General features: G+C 73.7%; 18 protein-coding genes. 6 read left to right on the forward strand and 12 right to left on the reverse strand.

The features are described from left to right. Positions 1-31: 31 nt before the first annotated feature. The 3 genes from CTJ15_RS01620 to CTJ15_RS01630 are packed head-to-tail and all read right to left on the reverse strand — an operon-like array spanning position 32 to position 2,828. Positions 32-1,123 carry an LptF/LptG family permease gene (locus CTJ15_RS01620; protein WP_076970111.1) on the reverse strand — a complete coding sequence of 364 codons (1,092 nt, stop codon included), beginning with the start codon at positions 1,121-1,123 and terminating at the stop codon, positions 32-34. Next, positions 1,099-2,364: an LptF/LptG family permease gene (locus CTJ15_RS01625; RefSeq protein ID WP_019463175.1), complete on the reverse strand. Its 1,266-nt coding sequence runs from the start codon at positions 2,362-2,364 to the stop codon at positions 1,099-1,101. Before CTJ15_RS01625 ends, CTJ15_RS01620 begins: the two co-directional genes overlap by 25 nt. Next, on the reverse strand, positions 2,361-2,828 hold the full coding sequence (locus CTJ15_RS01630; RefSeq protein WP_019463176.1) for an HIT family protein: 468 nt from the start codon (positions 2,826-2,828) through the stop codon (positions 2,361-2,363). Before CTJ15_RS01630 ends, CTJ15_RS01625 begins: the two co-directional genes overlap by 4 nt. Before the next feature lie 55 nt (positions 2,829-2,883). On the opposite strand from CTJ15_RS01630, the gene CTJ15_RS01635 reads away from it, so the two are divergent. Continuing rightward, entirely contained in the window at positions 2,884-3,405 is a 522-nt protein-coding gene (locus tag CTJ15_RS01635) for a DUF2141 domain-containing protein (RefSeq protein ID WP_075823437.1), read from the forward strand. Here the strand turns inward: CTJ15_RS01635 and CTJ15_RS01640 are convergent. Continuing rightward, positions 3,356-4,282 (reverse strand): metallophosphoesterase, encoded by a 927-nt coding sequence (locus CTJ15_RS01640; protein ID WP_099780900.1) that lies wholly within the window; start codon positions 4,280-4,282, stop codon positions 3,356-3,358. The genes CTJ15_RS01635 and CTJ15_RS01640 overlap by 50 nt on opposite strands. A 66-nt stretch (positions 4,283-4,348) precedes the next feature. Between CTJ15_RS01640 and CTJ15_RS01645 the strand changes: the two genes are divergently transcribed. The 3 genes from CTJ15_RS01645 to CTJ15_RS01655 are packed head-to-tail and all read left to right on the forward strand — an operon-like array spanning position 4,349 to position 7,292. Continuing rightward, positions 4,349-5,443, forward strand: coding sequence for a CDP-alcohol phosphatidyltransferase family protein (locus CTJ15_RS01645; protein ID WP_019463179.1), 1,095 nt, complete (start codon positions 4,349-4,351; stop codon positions 5,441-5,443). Beyond that, entirely contained in the window at positions 5,440-6,387 is a 948-nt protein-coding gene (locus CTJ15_RS01650; protein ID WP_019463180.1) for a diacylglycerol kinase family protein, read from the forward strand. The genes CTJ15_RS01645 and CTJ15_RS01650 overlap by 4 nt, the downstream gene beginning before the upstream one ends. Continuing rightward, a complete protein-coding gene (locus CTJ15_RS01655; RefSeq protein WP_019463181.1) occupies positions 6,384-7,292 on the forward strand; it encodes a hypothetical protein in 909 nt (302 codons plus the stop codon). The genes CTJ15_RS01650 and CTJ15_RS01655 overlap by 4 nt, the downstream gene beginning before the upstream one ends. Here CTJ15_RS01655 and CTJ15_RS01660 read toward each other — a convergent pair. The 5 genes from CTJ15_RS01660 to CTJ15_RS01680 all read right to left on the reverse strand — a co-directional run bounded on the left by CTJ15_RS01660 (position 7,210) and on the right by CTJ15_RS01680 (position 12,820). Then, the gene (locus CTJ15_RS01660; RefSeq protein ID WP_126281728.1) at positions 7,210-8,736 is read right to left on the reverse strand and encodes a glycosyltransferase family 39 protein; all 1,527 of its coding nucleotides are present in this window, start codon (positions 8,734-8,736) and stop codon (positions 7,210-7,212) included. The two genes, CTJ15_RS01655 and CTJ15_RS01660, sit on opposite strands and share 83 nt — an antisense overlap. Positions 8,737-8,822: 86 nt before the next feature. After that, entirely contained in the window at positions 8,823-10,034 is a 1,212-nt protein-coding gene (locus tag CTJ15_RS01665) for a pyridoxal phosphate-dependent aminotransferase family protein (RefSeq protein ID WP_026033578.1), read from the reverse strand. Then, on the reverse strand, positions 10,031-10,240 hold the full coding sequence (locus CTJ15_RS01670; RefSeq protein ID WP_202801244.1) for an acyl carrier protein: 210 nt from the start codon (positions 10,238-10,240) through the stop codon (positions 10,031-10,033). Before CTJ15_RS01670 ends, CTJ15_RS01665 begins: the two co-directional genes overlap by 4 nt. Positions 10,241-10,346: 106 nt before the next feature. Then, positions 10,347-11,693 carry a lipopolysaccharide biosynthesis protein gene (locus tag CTJ15_RS01675; protein WP_075823506.1) on the reverse strand — a complete coding sequence of 449 codons (1,347 nt, stop codon included), beginning with the start codon at positions 11,691-11,693 and terminating at the stop codon, positions 10,347-10,349. Further along, entirely contained in the window at positions 11,690-12,820 is a 1,131-nt protein-coding gene (locus tag CTJ15_RS01680) for a glycosyltransferase family 4 protein (protein ID WP_099780901.1), read from the reverse strand. Before CTJ15_RS01680 ends, CTJ15_RS01675 begins: the two co-directional genes overlap by 4 nt. 59 nt (positions 12,821-12,879) lie before the next feature. Between CTJ15_RS01680 and CTJ15_RS01685 the strand changes: the two genes are divergently transcribed. Beyond that, positions 12,880-14,082: an ELM1/GtrOC1 family putative glycosyltransferase gene (locus CTJ15_RS01685; RefSeq protein WP_099780902.1), complete on the forward strand. Its 1,203-nt coding sequence runs from the start codon at positions 12,880-12,882 to the stop codon at positions 14,080-14,082. Here the strand turns inward: CTJ15_RS01685 and CTJ15_RS01690 are convergent. Beyond that, a complete protein-coding gene (locus CTJ15_RS01690) occupies positions 13,991-14,941 on the reverse strand; it encodes a hypothetical protein (protein ID WP_019460911.1) in 951 nt (316 codons plus the stop codon). The two genes, CTJ15_RS01685 and CTJ15_RS01690, sit on opposite strands and share 92 nt — an antisense overlap. Between CTJ15_RS01690 and CTJ15_RS01695 the strand changes: the two genes are divergently transcribed. Continuing rightward, entirely contained in the window at positions 14,912-15,400 is a 489-nt protein-coding gene (locus tag CTJ15_RS01695) for a hypothetical protein (RefSeq protein ID WP_126281729.1), read from the forward strand. The two genes, CTJ15_RS01690 and CTJ15_RS01695, sit on opposite strands and share 30 nt — an antisense overlap. A gap of 14 nt (positions 15,401-15,414) precedes the next feature. On the opposite strand, the gene CTJ15_RS01700 is transcribed toward CTJ15_RS01695, so the two are convergent. Together CTJ15_RS01700 and CTJ15_RS01705 are read right to left on the reverse strand one after the other, a co-directional pair. Next, on the reverse strand, positions 15,415-16,383 hold the full coding sequence (locus tag CTJ15_RS01700) for an NAD(P)-dependent oxidoreductase (RefSeq protein ID WP_099780903.1): 969 nt from the start codon (positions 16,381-16,383) through the stop codon (positions 15,415-15,417). Beyond that, the gene (locus tag CTJ15_RS01705; RefSeq protein WP_226945877.1) at positions 16,380-18,122 is read right to left on the reverse strand and encodes a fatty acyl-AMP ligase; all 1,743 of its coding nucleotides are present in this window, start codon (positions 18,120-18,122) and stop codon (positions 16,380-16,382) included. The genes CTJ15_RS01700 and CTJ15_RS01705 overlap by 4 nt, the downstream gene beginning before the upstream one ends. Positions 18,123-18,131 lie beyond the last annotated feature (9 nt).

The following is an 18,131-nucleotide window of genomic DNA, read 5'->3' on the forward strand; positions in this document are numbered from 1 at the left end:
AGATGAGAGCATGCCGGAACCGCATGTGCCTTCAGGCCTCCTCGCGCCACAGGCACAGGAGGCCCGCGGTGGCGAAGCAGGGCAGCATGCTCCAGGCCGCCGGAACCGGGCCCAGCCCGCCGGCCTCGCCGATCGCGATCATCAGGCCCTGCGCCACGAGATAGCCGAGCCCGAGCGTCAGGCCAACCGCGGCCCGCCGCGTGCCGCCATGCTGGCGCGGCAGGCCGAAGGCGGCGGGCATGGCCAGCAGCAGCATCAGGAAGGGCACCAGCGCCGCCGCCGCCGCCGCCTGGAGCCGCGTCCCGAAATAGGCGGCCCCCCGGCTGACCGCGCCTTCGCCAGCCTTGCCGCGCAGCAGCGCGGGCAGGCTCAGCGCATCGGTGGGGCGCGCGAGGTTCCGCATCGCCCGTGGCGTGGGCCCTTCCGGCCAGTCATACCCGCCCACCACCGTTTCCCGCTCCTCGCCGGGGCGCAGCACCCGCGCCCCGGTCAGCCGCCAGCCCCCGGCCGCGTGCCGCGCCTCCTCCGCCCCGATCCGCAGCGTGACCCTCCCCGAGGGATCGCGCCGCACCAGCAGCACGCCGGACAGCACCGCGCCGTCGGGCGATACCGCATCGGCGGCCAGGATGTCCGTCCCGTCGCGCAGCCACATCCGGCGATCCAGGGCCAGCGGCCGGTCCCGCGCCTCCAGATGGTCCCACCAGTCGGAGAGCGCGCGCTCGCTGTAGGGCGCCACGCCGACCTGAAGACCGAACTGCAGGCCGGCCGCCAGGGCGCAGGCGGGAACCAGTGCCCCCATGATCCGCCAGCTTCCCAGCCCCGTGGCCCGCATGGCGGTGATTTCCAGCGAGCCGGCGAGCCGCTGAAAGGTCAGGATCGCCCCGACCAGCACCGAGAGCGGCACGAGCTGCCCAAGCGTGGTGGGCAGGCGCAGCAGGGCATAGCGCCCGATGTCCCACACCCCGCCGCGGGCCAGCACGTCCCCGGCCTTGTCGAGCAGGTCCAGCAGCTGCAGCAGCGCGGCCAGCCCCAGCAGCACCGCCGTGGCCCGGCCGAGGAAGATCCGCGTCAGGTAGCGCGCCAGCACCCGTGGCAGCATCAGCGCGCGGCCCTCGCCCGCCACGGCAGGCAGCGCGCCAGCAGTCCACCGGCCCAGGCCGCCGCATCGTCCATCCGCGCCAGGATGCGGTCGAAGGGGCCTTCCTCCGGATGGAGGTTGCTGTGCCGGAAGACCAGGATGCTGAACGCGGCGAACAGCGCGAACAGCAGCCACAGCGCCAGCGGCGCGTCGAGCCGCCCGATGGCGCCGAGGGATTCCGCCAGTTGCAGCGCCTGCTGATAGACCACGAGGATCGCCGCCCCCAGCAGGATCGCGACCGAACGGCGCGAGCGCTTGGCGGCCAGCCCCATCGGCATGGCCAGCAGTGGCAGCAGCAGCAGCGAGGCCGAGCGCACCAGCCGCGCGTGCAGCTCCCCCGCCATGCGGCGCGGCGCCACGGGCGCGTCCGCCCGCTCCCGCCCCGTCCAGAGCTCGTCCAGCGTCATCTCCCGCTCATCCGCGCCGCGCAGCCGGAAGATCGGCAGGCGCCGGACGAAGGGGCGCGACTGTTCCGAGGCCGAGAAGGTCAGCGTATGCGCCTGCCCCTGCGGGTCCACCGTCAGCTGCCGCCCGTCCTCCAGCTCCAGGAGCAGCTCGCTGGTCTCCACGCTCAGCAGCATCCGCCCCGTGGCGGCGGTGGTCAGCACGTCTGTCCCGTCCTGCTGCCGCTGGTGCAGGAAGATGCCGTGCAGGAGGCCCGTCTCCGGGTCCCGGCGCTCGACATGGACGGTGAGCCGCTTGCCGATCTGGGCGAACTCGCCCGGAACCAGGGTCGCGTTCCATCCCGCATCCATCAGGGTGCTCAGGGCCGCGCGATAGGCATAGCGGCTGACCGGCTGCACATAGCCGTAGAGCGCCACGCCCGCCAGGGCGCAGGCCACCCCCACGGCCAGGAAGGGCCGCGACAGCCAGGCCAGCGAGAGCCCCGAAGCCTGCAAGGCATCCAGCTCGTGGTTCTGGCTGAGCCGCGAGACAACGACATAGACCGCCAGGAACAGCGCCGCCGGCACCGCCAGCCCCAGGTAGTGCGGGATCAGGTAGAGCACCAGCTGCGCGATGGAGCTGGCCGGGCTGCCCGCCCCCGCCAGCAGGTTGAAAAGCCGCAGCAGCCGCTCCAGCAGCAGCGCCGGCAGCACCAGCAGCAGGGTGCCTGCCAGCGGCCGGATCAGGAGCCGCAGCATGTACCGGCTGACCAGCCCGCCCCCGGCCGGCGGCCCGCGGGTGGCCTCCGCCCGGGCGCGCCTCTCCTCGACCGACCCGCTCACGCCGCCGCGGAGGCCCAGCTCTCGCGGAGGCGGCGCAGCAGGCCGTCCCGCACCGCATCCTCCGGCTCCACCGCTTGCCCAAGTGCCGGCGGCCCGGGCCAGCCGGCATCCGGGAAGGCCTGGCCGAGATGCGTCCGCACCCCGTCATAACGGGGGATGACGTGAAAATGGACGTCGGGGTCCACCATCATCAGCATGAGGTAGTTGATCTTCTCATACCCGACGAAGTCCCGGAGCATGGGCTCGAGGCGCGCCACGGCGGCGTGCAGGTCGGCGAAACCCGCGGGACTCACCTCGCCGAAGCGCGTCGCCTCCTCGCGGCAGACGAGGACCAGCGCGCCGAGCGTGACCTGCTGCGGGCGCAGCAGCACGGTCCAGCAGCGCGTTTCGCCGATCAGCGTGGCGGGATAGCCGAACTTGACCAGCGTGGCATTTGGTGTGGCATCCGGTATGGCACTGGGCATGCGCAGACACCTACGCCCTGTCGCCGGAAGACGCCAGACGGACCCCGGCCACCCCATGCTCCGGCCCTTCCCCGGCCTGCCCGGACCCTTGCGGCGCCTGTGGTGCTGCGCCGCGCTGCTGGCATTGCTCGCCGCGCCGCAGCCGGCGGCCGCACGGCCGGAAGACGGCCCCCGCGTCACCGCCTGCACCGCCGCCGATGCGCCGGCCGGCCCGCGCCTGCATGTCGCCGTCACCGGCGCCCGCCGCGTCGCCGGCAACATCACCATCACGGTCTATGGCCCGAAGCCGGAACGCTTCCTGGCCAGCCATGCCTATCTCGCCCGGCAGCGTGTCCCGCTGCGGACGAGTTCGGCGGAAGCCTGCTTCGCCCTGGCCGAGCCCGGCATCTATGCCGTCGCCGTCTATCATGACGAGAACGACGACCATAACTTCAACCGCAGCCTGCTCGGCCTGCCCTCCGAGGGCTACGGCTTCTCCAACGACGCCCCCACCTCCGTCGGCCTGCCGTCCTTCGACAGCGTGCGCTTCACCGTGCCGCCAGGGGAGTCGCGGATGACCATCCGCCTCCGCTACTGACCCGCAGGACCGTGGCGGGCGAGGCCCTGAACATCCCGTCCGCCGCATCCCGAAGCCGCAGCTCGACCGCCACGCGCCACCCTTCCGCCTCGCGCGCGATACGGAGCATCTGCCAGCCGGATGGCCCGCCATGCCCCGCCGCCAGGGCCTGGGGCGTGCCCAGCACCGGGATCGGCCCCCGGGGGCCGGGAACCTCCCCCCGCAGCGGCCGGTGGTGGTGCCCATGCAGCACGAGTTCCGCCCCGTGCCGCGCCAGCACGCGGCACAGCGCCGCCCGGTCCGCCAGGGCCTTCCGCCGCCCCCCGGGGCCGAGCAGCGGCGGGTGGTGGATCATCACGATCCGGAACAACCCCTCGCGCCCCGCCACCTCCAGCAGCCCGGGCAGCGCCGCGAGCTGTGCCGCGCCCAGCCGTCCCGCCGCCGAACCCGGCCGGGTCGGCACCGCCGAGGAAAGCCCGATCAGCGCGACCGCCCCGCGCCGCCGCAGAAAGGGAAAGGGCGCGCCGCCCGCCTCCCCGGACATCCAGGGCGACCAGAGCCCGGTCCCATCCGCCCATGGCAGGGCCACGGTGGCGTCGTGGTTGCCCGGCACCACGGTGACCCCTTCCGACGGGCCGAGTGCCGCCAGCCAGTCCCGCGCGGCCGCGAATTCCCCCGGCAGGCCCAGGTTCGTCAGGTCTCCCGTGATGGCCAGGTGGTCCGCCCCGGCTGCCACGATATCGGCCAGCAGGGCTGCGGCGGACACGGCCCGGCGCCGCTTGCGCCGCCAGGCGAAATAGGCGAGCAAGCGCTTCCCCGCGAGCTGCGAGAGCGGGTGGATCGCCCCGGAGGGTACAGGCAGGTGCAGGTCGGACAGGTGCGCGAGGCTGAAGGACATGGTGCGGCGCAGTCTCGCCCGTCCCCCGCCCCGGCGCCAGCGGCCCGCTGGCTGGGGGAATCCCCCGTGCCCGTCTGGAGCATGCCGGGCTCCGAACTGCTCCGCCGGGCCCTTCTCCGCGCCGGCACCGCCGACGCCGCCCCCTGGACCGGCACGGCCCCGCAGGCGCCGCTGCTGCTGCTGCGTGCCGATCACGTCTATGACGCCTCGCTGGTCGCGGGGCTGGCGCGCCGCCCCGGCACGCTTCTTTGCCGGCCGGAGGACGGGCTGCCGGTGGCGGCCCACCTGACGGACACGGCCCTGGCCGCTTCCGTGGCCGCCGCGCTCCTGGCCGGCCGCCCCGCCGGCGACCCCGCCTTCGCGGGCCTCCTGCCCGCGCGCCCCGCCGATCTCGCGGATCTCTACAACAAGGCCCTGCGCAAGCGTGCCAACCCCTATCTCCTCCGCCTCGATGCCGGGACGCGGCGCGCGGTGGAATGGGAGATGTTCGGCGGCTCCTACAAGGGCGTCACCGATGCCATCACCAAGCATGTCTGGCCCCGCCCGGCCTTCCAGGTGGTGCGCGGCTGCGCCGCCCTCGGCATCACGCCCAACCAGGTCACCTTCGCCAGCCTGCTCCTGGTCTTCGTCGCCCTCTGGCTCTTCGCCACGGGCGCCTGGCTGCCCGGACTGCTCGCCGCCTGGGTGATGACCTTCCTCGACACGGTGGACGGCAAGCTGGCACGGGTGACGCTCACCTCCACGCCGCTCGGCAACGTCTTCGACCATGCCATCGACCTGATCCACCCGCCCTTCTGGTGGCTGGCCTGGATCTACGGACTTTCCGCCGTGGGAATGCCCCTCGCGCATCCGGCGGCGGTCGGCGCCATCGTCTTCGGCGGCTATGTCCTCCAGCGTTTGCAGGAGGGCCTCTTCCTCGCCCTCTACAAGATGGAGATCCATGTCTGGCGGCGCTTCGACAGCTTCTTCCGCCTCTGGATCGCGCGCCGGAACCCGAACCTGCTGATCCTCAGCCTCTTCACCCTGTTCGGCCGCCCGGACTGGGGCATGCTCGCCGTCGCCGCCTGGACCGTGTTCGGCTGCCTGGAACAGGTCGTCGTCACCCTCCAGGCCGGGCTGGCGCGCCGCCGGGGGCCGCTGCGCTCCTGGCTCGAGGGATGAGCGGCGCGGGGCGCATCGGCCTCATCACCAACCCCCGCAGCCGGGCCCTCCGCGAAGGCCGCTTTCCCCTGGCGGAGGCCGCCGCCGGCCTGCCGAGCGCCGCCCCCGCCACCCCCGCCGAGCTCCGCGCCGCCCTGGCGGATTTCGCCGACCGGGGCGTGGACCTGCTGGCCGTCCAGGGCGGCGACGGCACGTTGCGGGAAGTGCTTTCCGCCCTGCCGCAAACCTTTGGCGCGACGCCCCCCGCCATCGCCCTGCTGGCCACCGGCAAGACCAACCTCGCCGCCCGTGTCGTCGGGGCGCCCGGGCCGGGGGAGGAGGGCCTCGCCGCCCTGCGCCGCGCCGCCGCTTCCGGCACACTCCGCCACCACCGGCTTCCCGTGCTGGAAGTCCACCGCCCCGGCCTGGACGACGCGCCGATGCGCGGCCTCCTGTTCGGCGCCGGCGCCTTCACCGCTGCCAAGACGATGGCCGACAAGGGGCTGCACGGGCGCGGCATCCATGACCGGCTGGCCGTCTTCCTGGCCCTGGCCGGGACTGCCCTGCGCAGCATCGTCCAGCGCGACCACGCCCTGCGCGCCGGGTCGCCGATGGCCCTGTCGGTGGATGGCCGGCCCAACCCGGAAGGCCGCCGCTTCCTCGTGCTCGCCACGCCGCTGGACCGGCTGATGCTCGGCTTCTGGCCCTTCTCGGGCGAAGGGGCGGGGCCGCTGCACTGGCTGGATGTGGCGGCCCCGCCACGCCGCCTGGCCGCCGCCGTCTGGGCCGCCCGCCAGGGCCGGCAGCGCCCCTGGATGCCGGCCGCCGGCTATGCCAGCGGCCGCGCCGGCCGCCTCGCCCTGCGCCTCGACACGCCCTTCGTGCTGGATGGCGAGGTCTTCGAGCCCGGCCCGCAGGGGCTCGTCCTCACCGCCCCCGCCACCGCCACCTTCGCCATGCCATGACCCCGCCGGACAGCCTGTCCGCCCTGGTCGCGGCGGAACTGGCCTTCCCGCCGGACCCCAATCCCGCCATGCGCGCCGCGCGCCACCTGGGGGAGGATATCGTCGCCCGGCACGGGGATGCGGTGGCGGCGGTGCTGTTCTACGGCTCCTGCCGCCGGACCGGGGAAACGGCGGGGCTGCTCGACCTCTACGTGCTCACGACGGGAAACCTCGCCTTCCACCGGCGCCGGCTCCCCGCGCTCCTCAACGCCGTCCTGCCGCCGCAGGTCCTCCACTGGCGCTGCGACGGTCCCGGGGGGCCCCTCCGGGCCAAGGTCGCGGTCATGACCCTCAGGGCCTTCGAGCGGCGGATGCGGCCGGCCTCGATCGACACCACCCTCTGGGCCCGCTTCTGCCAGCCCGCCACCCTCGTCCATGCCCGCGACGAACCGGCCCGCCGGCGCACCGAAGCCGCCACCGCCCGGGCGGTGGAAACCGCCGTCACCTGGGCCCTGCGCCTGGACGCGCCCACCGGCCCGCCCGCGGCGCTCTGGCGCCATCTCTTTGCCAGTACCTACGGCGCCGAGCTGCGGGCCGAGCGTGGCAACCGTCCCGACAGCATCGTCGCCACCGCCCCCGCCTGGTTCGCGGCCGTCCTGCCCGCGGCCCTGAGCCGCATCGGCCGGCACCCTTCCGGAAACTGGCGCTTCGCCTGGGCCCTGCGCCGCCTGTGTGGGAAGGCGCTGAACATCGCCCGGCTCGTCAAGGCCGCCTTCACCTTCGATGGCGGGCCGGACTACCTCGCCGACAAGATCGCCCGGCATTCGGGCATGCCCGTGGAACTCACCCCCTGGCAGCGCCGGCATCCCATTCTGGCGGCTCCCCTGCTGCTGTGGCGCCTGCGCCGGCGGGGCGCCGTCCGCTGAGCCCTGCCTGGGGGAGCTTCCCGTAGAGCACGCGGTGGCCTTTGCCGATCCGCACGCTGCGCACCGGCCGGTAGGCCGTGGCCAGGGTTTCCCGCAGCAGCCGCTGCGCCTCCGGGTTGATCCGTCCCCGGGCGATGTCCGTCGTCACGATATAGTCCGGCCGGGACGCCAGGACGCGCCTCAGCTCCGCCTCCTGATCGACCCCGATCCCGCCGGCCTCCCGCAGGTCGCTCAGATGGGTCGGGAAGGCATAGGGCGTCGACAGCGGGCTCTGGGCCAGCAGGTAGAGCACCGCTTCCCCGTCGAAGACATAGAGCGTCGCCCCCGGCCGCATCGCCGCCGCCAGCGCCCGCACCTGGCTGCCATCGCCGCGCGAGCGGAGGTGCAGCACCCCCGGAACCGCCGTGGCGACCGCGCCCGACAGAAGCAGCGCCGCCGCGGCCGTCACCTTCCAGACCCGCGCCTCCGGCCGGCCCAGCAAGGGCGCGGCCGCCACGGAAAGCGGCAGGAGCAGGGGCAGGGCATAGTGGTTGTAGTAGGTCCCGAAAGCCAGCACGCCCGCCACCGCCACCAGGGCCCAGCCCGTCACGAACCCCACCGCGCGCCGGAGTTCCGCCGCGCCCGCCGAGTGCCGCCAGGACAGCCGCAGGCCCATCACGGCGCAAAGGCTGAGCGGCAGCAGCAGTGCCGCCATCGCCAGCAGCCGGGGCAGCGGGGAGCCCAGCACCGCCGTGTCGCGCTCGAAGACCGAGAGGAAGTTGGCGAAGAGGAAGGGCTGCGCCTGCCCCATGGCTGCATAGGCGGCAAGGGCCGCCGCCGTGGGCAGTAGCGCGCAGCCGACCCAGGCCAGGGCGACGGGAAGGAGCTTTCCCGGCCCGGTCCGCGCCCGCCACCCCGCCCAGAGCAGCGCGCAGCCGAAGAACATCCCCTCGAAGATGGCGGTGTACTTCACCTGCATCGCCAGCCCGGTGAGGAGCATCGCCGCCGCCCCCAGCCCGAACAGCCGCGCGAAGGACACCGGGTATGCGACGGCGCGCAGCGTCGTCCAGGCGGCGGCCGCGACGAAGAGGTTGTAGAAGACCGGTGCCTGCCCGCCTTCGCCTCCGAAGGCCCCGAGCCAGAGCAGGTAGGCCATGCCGGCGAACAGCCCGCCCCGGCGGGAGCCCAGCTCCGCCCCCAGCCGCGCGACGAGGAAGGCGGTCGCCGTGGCGAAAAGCGTCGCCACCAGCTGGTACTGGACGATCCCCTCGCCGCCCAGGGCGCGGATCGCCGCGTAGATCAGGAACAGCCCGACGGGCTTGCGGTCCCAGATGTCGAGATAGGGCAGGGCGCCGTGCAGCATCCGGTCGCCGACCAGCAGGTAGAACTGCTCGTCGCTTTCCAGCACCGGATTGCCGAAGAAGAAGCCGCGTGCCAGCAGGGCCACGGCCAGCAGCAGAAGCACGGCCCGCAGATCGGGCCAGGTCCGGGCCACGAGGCCCGGGGCCGGACCCCGGGCCAGCCCTGGCTCCGACAGCAGCGCCGGGCGCACTACTCCGCCGCCAGCGGCGTGCCGAGCTGCCCCAGCGCATGGGCCGTGCGGATGATCGCCGCCAGGGCGCCGTCGATCTGCTCCGGCGTCAGCGCCGCGCTCACGCTCATCCGCAGCAGCGGCTTGCCACCCGGCGTCGCCGGGCCGAGCGCGAGGTTGGTATAGACCCCCTCCGCCAGCAGCCGGTTCCAGAAGACGACCGCCGCTTCCCGGTCCGGCATCATGAGGGACACGATCGGGCTCGGCATGGCGCCTACCGCAAGGCCCCCCGCCGCCAGGCCCGCATGCAGGCGCAGCCCGTTCCGCCGCAGCGCCGCGCGCAGCTCGGGCCGCGCCTCGACGGCCTCGATCGCCCGGGTCACCGAGGCGGCGATGGAGGGCGGCAGGGAGGCGGTGAACATGTAGGGCCGCGCCGAGAGCCGCAGCGCGTCGAAGCCCTCATGGTCCGAGGCCAGGAAGCCGCCGATCGCGCCCAGGCTCTTGCTGAAGGTTCCGACAACGAAATCGACCTCCGCCTCCACGCCCTCGGCCTCCGCCAGCCCGCGGCCGTTCTCGCCCAGCACGCCAAGGGAGTGCGCCTCGTCCAGCAGCAGCCAGGCCCCGGCCTCGCGCTTGACCTCGATGATCTCCCGCAGCGGCGCGGTGTCGCCCAGCATGCTGTAGATGCCCTCGACCACGATCAGCTTCTCCCCGGGCTGGGAGGAGAGCAGCCGGAGGCGCCGCCGCAGGTCGTCGGGGTCGTTGTGGCGGAAGCGGGTCACCTGGGCGCTGCCCAGCCGTGCCCCGTCATAGAGGCTGGCATGGCTGTCCGCGTCGAGCAGCAGGTGGTCGCCCCGCCCCGCCAGCGTCGAAAGCGCGCCGAGATTGGCCTGGTAGCCCGTGGTGAAGACCATGGCCGACCGGCGCTTCAGGAAGGCGGCCAGGCGCGCCTCCAGCGCCGCGTGCTCCCCATAGGTGCCGTTGGCGATGCGCGAGCCCGTGGTGCCGGTCCCCTGTTCCCGCGTCGCGGAAACGGCGGCCTCGATGCAATCGGGGTCAAGGGTCAGGCCGAGATAGTTGTTGGTTCCCAGCAGCAGGATGCGCCGCCCATCCAGCATGGCCTCGGTGGCGGACAGCACGGCGTCGAAGGTGACGCCGAAGGGACTGCGGCCGGCGGCGGACACGGCCGCGTGCTCTTCGTGCAACGCACGGAACTTGGACAGCACGGTCAGGAGGCCAGGCTGGGATCGCTGGTCACGACCCGGACGAGGTCGCCGATGGTCTCTATCTCCGTCATCCGGTCCATCGGGATGATGATGTCCAGACGGGTCTCCAGCACCATGATGAAATCGACGGCACCCACGGAGTCGAAATTCAGGTCCTTGAGGATGTTCGTGTCCATGGTGACGGGGCCTGTCAGCTTCCCCGTCTCTTCCAAGGCCGCGGTGATTTCCCGTAGGGCGGCCCGCTCATCCAGCATATCGTCTAATCCCTGTTCCCCAGCCTTCCCCCAGGCCCGGGACCGACTAACCCGTTCATGAAGTTTAATGCAAGTTTCGTTCTCCGGGGCTTTCGGATGTCACGGAGAGCCATTGCGCGGCCGGCATGGCCTGTCCGGCCAGCAGCAGCAGGGCCGACAGGACGGAGGCCAGCCCGGCCCCCGGCAGCCCGAAAGCCGCCAGTCCGCCCAGCGCCAGGGGCACATAGACCGCGGTGGCGAAGGCGCGCAGGCGCAGCGCCAGCCCGTGCCGTTGCACCGAAACCAGCAGGGGCTCCAGCGCGAAGCCGGCGAAGCTGATGGAGGCGGCGATGGCCAGGAGCAACATCACGTGATAGGCGCCGGCCGCGCCCGGCCCGCCCACGAAGCGGAGCAGCCATTCCCCCAGCGCGGCCAGAACCAGCAGGAACAGCGCGGCCAGGAGGGTGGACAGGGCGAGTCCCCGCAGCAGCAGCCGGCGCAGCGCATCCCGGTCCCTTGCCGCCGCCAGCCGGGCCAGCTCCGGATACAGGGCCGGGGTGAGGAAGCGGCTCGGCTTGAGCGCGGCCTCCCCGATCTGCCGCGCCAGGGCGAAGAGCGCCGCCTCGGCAGGGCCGAGCATCCAGCCCACGCAGAGCGTGGCCAGATGCGTCGAGCCGAGGGAAAGCGTGGTCATCAGGTTCGTGGACCAGGCGAAGCCCCAGATGCCGGGATGCGCTTCCGCCGCGCCCAGGCGGGGGAGGCCTGTCCTTTGCAGCAGGCCACGGCGCGACACCTCCCCCCAGGCCGCCGCCATCAGCACGATCCCGCCCAGCACCGTCGCCAGGTACCAGGCGGCGAGGAAGCCCGGCAGCCCGGCCCCGCAGGCCGCCGCCAGCGCCGCGCCCAGCAGCCGGAACCCGGCCCCCATGGCATCCCGCCGCGCCAGCAGGTCGAAGCGGTCGAAGAGGCGCAGCAGCCCGATCGGCGTGGCGGTGACCATGAAGGCCGTGCTGGTGGCGTAGAGGGCCGCCAGCGGCACCACCTCCGGCGGCCAGCCGAAGGAGGGTCCCAGGAACCAGGCCGCCAGGGCGCAGGCGAGGCTGCCCACCACCCCGGAGCCGAGATCCAGCCCCAGCGTGAAGCGCAGCAGCGCCTGGAAAGCCGGGCGCCGCTCCGGTCCCAGGCTGTCCGTGCCATAGCGCAGCACGGCCTGCCAGGACTGGAACTTCACCAGCGAGGAGGCGGTCTGGGCGAAGCCGTGCACCAGCACCAGCACACCCATCCCCGCCGGGCCGAGGCTCCGCATGGCGAGGCCGAAGGCGGCGAGGTTCAGCAGCGCCGTCGCCGCCTTGCCCCCGAGCACCAGCCCGGCATTCCGCAGGATGCGGCGGAACAGCGCGTCGGCGGTGGCCGCGCTGGCCGCCCGGCTCATGGCCGGGTCTCCGCCAGATGTGCCAGGATGTGGGCCGCCCGCGCGTCCCAGGTATAGGTCTCCAGCAGGACCGCCCGCGCCCGCGCGCCCAGCGCGGCCGCCCGCGCCGGATCGGCCAGCAAGGCCCGCGCCGCCGCCGCCCAGGCCGCCACATCCCCCGGCGGCAGCAGGAGCGCCGTCCCGCCATCCGCCAGGATCTCCCGCAGCGCCGGGATGTCGGAGACGAGGATCGGCTTTCCCGCCGCCATGTACTCGAAGAGCTTGAGCGGCGACATCCAGCGCCCGATCTCCCGCCCCGCCGCAGAGGCCACGCTGGGCGAGGGCGGCGCCAGCAGCAGGTCGAAGCGTGCCAGGCAGGCCGGCACCCGGGCGTGCGGCACATGGCCATGCAGGTGCAGGTTCGCCTGCCCCGCGCAACGTTGCCGCCAGATGGCGAGGTCCCGCTCCGTCCCCCCCACCACATGCAGGTCGCATCCGGGCAGGGCCTCGGCCAGCGCCGCCACCATCTCCATGCCCTTGCCGGGATAGAGGTGCCCGACATAGCCCAGTTGCGGCACGCCCGGCCGGCCCGGCCAGGGTCCGGGCAGCGGGCCGGGGTCCGTCACGGGGTCGGCGCCATCATGCGCCACCATCACCGGGCGCCCGCGCAGCGCCGGCACCCGGGCGGCATAATCCTCCGCGAGGCTGCGGGAGATCGCGACCATCAGCGCCATCCGGCGGTGCCGGAACAGCCAGGATTCCGCCACGCGCCGGGCGCGCCGCAGCGGCAGCGCATGCGCCTCATACACGAAGGGTGCCCGGCTCCGCGCGACCGCCGCCGCCAGCGCATAGGCATGGCGTCCGTAGAGCAGGTCCGGCGCCGGGCGCGCCGCCATCTCCCGCGCCGCCAGCACCGGATAGAGCAGGTTCTTCGCCAGCGGCAGGTGCGGCGGCGCCCGCAGCACCATCTCGAAGCAGGGGGCCATCCCGAAGGCCCCGAAGACCGCCGCCGCATCCGCCTGCCGCCCGCGCGCGTAGAGCGTCACCTCATGCCCGGCGGCGGCGAGGGCGCGGCACATGCTCATCACGTTGACGGCGCTGGCGACACGGGAGGGCAGGGCCGTGCCCGCGACATAGGCTATGCGCATGGGACGGCCTTGCCGGCATTCCGGCCCGGGGCCATCTTCCGCGCCCCCGGGAAGAGCGCATGGGCGAGACGGACAGCACGAAGGCCCCAAGGGTGCACGAAGGTGCGCACCAAGGATTCCTGGTCTGGGCCCTGCTCGGCCCCCGCACCGGCGACAACAACCAGGTGCTCGCCCTGGCCGAGGCCGTGGCCGCCGCCTGTGGCGGCGTGGTGGAGGCGATCCCCCTGCGCCACAACCTGCTCCGCCTGCTGCCCACCCGCTTCGGCGGCATCGGCCCGGCCAGCCTCGACCGGGCCTCCCGCGCGAGGCTGGCCCCGCCCTGGCCGGACCTCGTGATCGGCGTCGGGCGCCGCAGCGTGCCCGCCGCGCGCTGGGTCCGCGCAAGCTCCGGAGGCCGCACGCGGATCGTGCAGATTGGCCGGCCACGCTGCCATCCCGGCCGCTTCGATCTCGTGTTGACCACGCCGCAATACGGCGTGCCGCCCGGCCCCGCGGTGCTGGAGCAGCCGCTCTCCCTGACGCGCCAGACCCCGGAGAAGCTGGCCGCGGCGGCGGTGGCCTGGGGGGGCGAGCTGGAACGGTTCCCGGCGCCGCGCCGCGCCCTGCTCCTGGGCGGGCCGTCCTGGCCCTGGCGACTGCATCCGGAGGAAGTGGAAAGCGCCTGCCACGCGCTGCTCGCCCGGGCCCGGGACGAGGGCGGCAGTGTCCTGGCCATCGCCAGCCGCCGCACGCCCGCCGCCCTGGCCGGGCGCCTGCGCCGCATCCTGGCCGGGGCGCCGGTGCCCGCCGCATTGCTGGAAGGCGCGGGCGAGCGGAACCCCTATCCCGGCCTGCTGGCCCTGGCCGACGAGTTCGCCGTGACCGCCGACAGCGTCGCCATGGCCTCGGAAACGGTGGCGACCGGAAGGCCCGTCACCCTCATTCCCGTGCGGGCGAACCATCCTGGCGGCGCCTGGCTCCGCGCCATGCGCGCCCTGCGGCTGGCGGATGCCGGGCAGGCGGCCCCGCCCTGGCTGCGTATCCCCGGCCGGGCCTGGGGCGGGCTGGTGCGGCGCGGCTGGGCCGGCTGGCCGCGCGACCTGTGGTTCTTCTGGCAGGGTCTGGAGCATCACCGGCTCACGGAAGGAAGATCCCCGCCGCCGCCTGTGGCCGCGGCGGCGGTGGAGCGCATCAGGCCGCTGCTGCCGGCAGGGGCCGGGGGAACTGGCCCCGGCAGCGATCCGCGAGCGCCAGGGCATCCGGGCGGATATGCTTCTCCCTGATCCCGTGCTCCACCTCCGTGCGGGTGACCGATCCCTCGTCCAGGCATTCCGCCAGCATGGCGAAGAAGAAGGCCTCCTGCCGCTTGTCCGGATGCGGCTTGTAGCGGGCCTGGGAGGTCCAGAGCCGCAGGATGGGCCGCACCACCGCCGCCGGGATCGGCCCGAAGCCGCGCTCGCGCAGGGTGAAGTCCACCTTCAGCCCCGTCTTCCAGGGCTGCGTCCGCCGCTTGGTAGTATGCAGCAGCCGCGTGTCGGGGCCCATCCGGTCGAAATCGTTCCAGACCGTCTCCAGCAGCCCGATGGTCTCGCGCTTCTCCCGCCGCAGCTCGATCATCTCCACATAGTCCAGCCGCTTCGCGAAGAGGTCCTCCAGCATCGGCCCGAAGCGCCAGTGCGGCAGCAGCGCGCAGTCCAGCAGCATCACGCTGGTGGCGAGATAGTCCGGCGCGCCGTTGTGCCCGGGCCGCGCCCGGCACCATATGGCCTTGCCCTCGCGGTCACGGGCGAAGAGCTCGCCCACATCGCCCACCGCGAAGACGTCGGGGTCCACCACCAGCGCCACGCCCCGGTGCCCCATGGCATCGGGCACGGCGAAGCGGAGAGGGGTAAAGGATTGCAGGTCATCCATACGCCAGGTGCGGCTGTGCCCGGCGCGGAGGAAGCTCCGCCCCTCGGCGGCACGGAGCGGGGCGGAATGCTCCGCCTCCAGCAGCCGCACCTCGAAGCCGTCGGGCTGCCGGGCGTTGCGGCGAAAGGAATGCGCCGAGACCAGCGCCCCAAGCCGCTGCTTGGCGTTGGTGTGGATGAAGACGACCGGACGGCCGGTCGCATGGTCGGAAGGCGTGGCGGACTGGGTCATCCGTTCCTCCGTGGCCGCCGCGCGGCCACGCTGGTGCTGCTGATATTGCCCCTGCTGGCGGGTTGCGCCGGGGAGGGGGCGGCGCCGCAGAGTCCGGCCGCGCCGGAGGCATTGGCACGGTTCAACGGCCTGTACCAGGGCCAGCAGATCCCGGTCGGCACGGCGGCGAACTGCCGCAAGGAGCCCCACACCGTCTGGTTCCGCATCCGGGACGGGCTGGTGGAACTGCGGACCTCGCGCCATCGCCATTCCGCCGTGCAGCGTCCCGTCATGACAGGCACCGTGACACCGCATGGCGAGATCGCGCTGGACCGCGACGGATCGGAGCGCCGGGCCGCGGGGCGGATCGCCGGCGACCGGCTGAGCGCGGCGGAAATCCCCACCGTCAATGCCGCGCAGACGGGGGACGGTTGCAGCTATCGCTACGAGGCGGCGCGCATGGGCGGCGGGGCGTCATAGGGGCCGGCCCGGGTTCAGCCCGGCGCCGGGGCGAGGCCGAGGCTGGCCCACCAGGCCAGCGTGTCCCGCACCCCCTCCTCGAAGCCGATGCGGGGTGCCCAGACCGCTTCCGGCAGTTGCCGCTCCGCACCGGAGCCCCAGTCCCGGTGCAGGATCTCCCGCGCCTTGCCGAGGCCGAAGAGCCCGCTGCGCCCGGTCAGCCGGGCCCAGCCATCCGCCGCCACACCCGCCGCCAGCATGGCCGCGTCCGGCACCTCCAGGAAGCGCGGCCGTTGCCGCAGCCCCTGTGCCAAGCCGCGCAGCAACTCGCGCCAGCCATAGCCCTCGCGCCGCGCATCCGTGACCTCGAAGGTGCCGCCCCAGGGAGTAGCCAAGGGGCCGGAGCGGCAGAGGGCCGCGACGGCCGCCGCGACGTCCCGCGCATGCACCATGGCGATCCGCGGCTCCGGCGCGCGCGGCACGGGCACGATGGCGGAGTTCGCCAGACGGCGCAGCAGCAGCCCTTCCAGGTCCCCCGGCCCATAGATCACCGAGGGGCGCAGCACCACCCAGCGCCCCGCCGGCCCCAGGGCCGCCACGGCCGCCCGCTCCCCCGCCCGCTTGCTGGCGGCATAGGGGGACAGGTGCGGCTCCCGCGCCGCCAGGGAGGACACCAGCACGCAGCGCGCCTCGGGTGCCGCCCGGACGACCGCTTCCGCCAGGCGTGCGCTGCCATCCCGGTTCACGGCCAGGAACTCGGCGGGTCCGTGCGCCTTGGTCAGCCCGGCCAGATGCACCACCGCCTGGGCACCGGATACCAGCCGGCACAGGGCCGCCGCATCGGCGAGATCCCCGCGCAGGGGCTCCGCCGGCAGCCCCTCGGCACCGCATTCGCGCCGGACCAGCACCCGCACCCGCCAGCCCTGCGCCGCCAGCGCCGCGACCACATGGCGCCCCAGGAAGCCGGTTCCGCCCGTGACGGCGGCCAGCGGGGCGTCGGTCATTCCGGCAGGGCCGCCAGCGCGCTGGCCCCCGCCGTGAAGCGCCCGGCCAGGTAGCGGCGGCGCGCCAGGGTGCGGCTGAGCTTGCCCGAGGAGGTGCGCGGCAGCGTACCCGGCGACACCAGCACGATCCGGGCCTCGACCCCGTGGCGGGCGCGCAGCATGCCGGCCGCCTCGGTGGCCAGCCGCTCACGCTCCCCGCTGTCCGGGGCGCCGCGCGCCTCGATCAGCATCACCACCTGCTCCGCGCCGTCCTCCTCCACCGAGAAGGCCGCGGCGTCGCCGCTGCGCGCCGTGGGGATCGACTGCTCCACGGACCATTCCAGGTCCTGCGGCCAGACATTGCGGCCGTTGACGATGATCAGGTCCTTGGCGCGGCCGGTGATCACCACCTGTCCGTTCAGGCGGTAGCCGAGGTCGCCCGTGTCGAGCCAGCCATCCGCCGAAAGCACGGCGGTGCTTTCCTCGGGCCGCTCGTCATAGCCTTGCATCAGCCCCGGACCGCGCACCAGGATGCGCCCCACCTGCCGTTCGGGCAGCGCGGCGCCGGTGGCGTCGCGGATCTCCAGCTCGGTGCCCGGAACCGGGGGGCCGCACAAGGCGAATTCCCGCAGCCGCGACCCGTCGCCGGGGGGCATGGCGGCGCCCTCCCGCTCCAGCCGGTCGAGGTCCACCATGTCCGTCGCCAGCCCCTTGCCCAGGGGTGCGAAGCTGATGGCGAGGGTCGCCTCGGCCATGCCGTAGCTGGGCACGAAGGCTTCCGCGCGGAAGCCATCCGGCGCGAAGGTCTCGGCGAAGCGTGCCAGCACGTGCGGCCGGATCATGTCCCCGCCGATGCCCGCGGCGCGCCAGGAGGAAAGGTCGAGGGCCGGGCCCTTGGCCGGGTCCGGGCGCCCCCGCCGGGTGCAGAGCTCGTAGCCGAAGCTGGGGCTGTAGGAGAGGGTGGCGCGGTTGGCGGAGATCAGCCTCAGCCAGAGCTGCGGCCGCCGCGCGAATTCCTGCGGCGAGAGGTAATCCACCGTCACCTGCCCGGCGAGGGGCGCCAGCATGAAGCCCACCAGGCCCATGTCATGGTAGAGCGGCAGCCAGGACACCGCCCGGTCCTCCTCGCCCACCTGCAGCCCGTGCCGGAGGATGGCGCGGATGTTCTCCATCAGCGCCCGCTGCGTAACGGCCACCCCCATGGGGAAGCGCGTGCTGCCCGAGGAGAACTGGAGATAGGCGATCTCGTCCTCGCCCAGCGGAACCGGGTCGGCCGCGCTTTCCGGGGTCGAGGCCAGCCCCGCCACGGTTCCGAAGACCGTCAGCCCGGCCTCGGCGGCAAAGGGTGCCAGCCAGGGCTGCAGGGCCTCCGGCACGAAGAGCGCCGAGGCGCGGGCCGCCAGGGTCAGCCGGGAAACATGCTCGATATAGGTCTGGCGCCCGCCGAAGGCGACCGGCAGGGGCAGGAGCAACGGCACCAGGCCCGCATACTGGCAGGCCAGGAAGGCCTCCACCACATCGGGCCGTGTCTCGGCGACGATGGCCACGCGGCTTCCGCGCTCCAGCCCAGCGCCGATCAGCTGCCTTGCCAGGCGGCGCGCCGTTTCGCGCAACTCGCGGTAGGACAGGGCCCTGACCAGTTCACCCCGGCCATCATGGAAATTCAGGCCCGTTTCCCCACCGGCGGCGTAGTCCAGGGCATCGGGCAGGGTGGCAAAGGACCCCAGGCGTCGGGGAAGCGAATTCCGCGTCGGGAGCATGATCACCTC

This window comes from Roseomonas sp. FDAARGOS_362, from assembly GCF_002754815.1.
Lineage (GTDB): Bacteria > Pseudomonadota > Alphaproteobacteria > Acetobacterales > Acetobacteraceae > Roseomonas > Roseomonas mucosa.